This window comes from Dyella jejuensis (genome assembly GCF_044904675.1).
In the GTDB taxonomy this organism is placed as follows: Bacteria; Pseudomonadota; Gammaproteobacteria; order Xanthomonadales; family Rhodanobacteraceae; genus Dyella_B; species Dyella_B jejuensis.
This window is the reverse complement of record NZ_JADIKJ010000078.1, coordinates 1-1305: the sequence shown is the minus strand read 5'-3', so window position 1 is coordinate 1305 and position 1305 is coordinate 1. Positions and strand designations below refer to the sequence as shown.

The following is a 1305-nucleotide window of genomic DNA, read 5'->3' as shown; positions in this document are numbered from 1 at the left end:
GTGGTGAACACGGTGCGCGGTTGGCCATCGAGCTGGCGGGTGATGGCGCGCACCTCCCAGGTGAGCGGCAGGCAGGGGTCTTTCTTGCGCGCTTGCGGCGAGACGTTCATGCGTAAGCACACATCGCCGGGACCATGCGTGGCGATGACCTCGCCCTTCAGGCCGGCACGGGCCGGGATCAGCCCATGTCGTCCTTGTTGTTGCAACGGCCAGAGCAGGCCGGCTGAGTAGAACCCCTTGTCCACCATCACCAACGAGTCCGGCGGCAGTTGGGGCCATAGCTGCGCGGCCAAGGTGTATTCACTGGTGGCGTAGGNGCGCCCCAGCGTTGTGGATCATCCAGCGTGGTGAACACGGTGCGCGGTTGGCCATCGAGCTGGCGGGTGATGGCGCGCACCTCCCAGGTGAGCGGCAGGCAGGGGTCTTTCTTGCGCGCTTGCGGCGAGACGTTCATGCGTAAGCACACATCGCCGGGACCATGCGTAGCGATGACCTCGCCCTTCAGGCCGGCACGGGCCGGGATCAGCCCATGTCGTCCTTGTTGTTGCAACGGCCAGAGCAGGCCGGCTGAGTAGAATCCCTTGTCCACCATCACCAACGAGTCCGGCGGCAGTTGGGGCCATAGCTGCGCGGCCAAGGTGTATTCACTGGTGGCGTAGGTGTCCAGGCGGGCATCGACCAGCAGGCGCGAGCGGGCATCCAGCAGGCACGCCATGCGCACCAGCGGAAACGGACTTTGATGCCCGGGATGGTTATGCTGACTGCCAAAGTGCCGGCGATTGTCCAGCGTGTCGGGAGTCCGCCAGACCACGCCGTCCAACGCATACAGCGACAAGCCCTGCCAGCGGTGGCGACCGGCCTGCGTATGGCCCCATTGTGCCGCGGTATGGTGAAACAGCCATGCCAGGGGCTCCGAACCCAAGCGTTGACGCGCCTGGCTTAATGCACTGGAGCTGATGCCTTCTCCTGGCAACGCTATCTCCAGCGCATCGGCCACATGCAGGATCGAGCGATCGCGCAACAGGGCGATCCCCAACACTAGCCACACCGCTTGCTCCATCGGCAATCGACGTTTTCGCAGCGTCGCCACACCCGTCGCCTGCAGGGCTTCCTCCACCCACCTCTGCGGCAGGCTATCGCGCACCACCTTCCACTGGTCTGGCGTGGCCAGCTCATGGGTATCTTGCAGGTAGGCTTCCAGTAGCATCGGTCTGCCTTCGGCATCGCGTGCCGCTCTATCAACAGACTCATACTCTACAAAACAGCAAAGGCCCCGCAGGGCCTTTGCTTAACTGAGCGGCATTG

Annotated in this window: 1 protein-coding gene and 1 pseudogene; both read right to left on the bottom strand. The window is 64.0% G+C overall.

What is annotated here, in order from left to right:
• Window positions 1-251 (bottom strand): annotated as a pseudogene (locus ISP15_RS18370) (IS4 family transposase); the annotation flags it as partial.
• A complete protein-coding gene (locus ISP15_RS18365) occupies window positions 248-1207 on the bottom strand; it encodes an IS4 family transposase (RefSeq protein ID WP_404549448.1) in 960 nt (319 codons plus the stop codon). The pseudogene ISP15_RS18370 and the gene ISP15_RS18365, both read right to left, overlap by 4 nt.
• Between the last annotated feature and the right edge of the window lie 98 nt (window positions 1208-1305).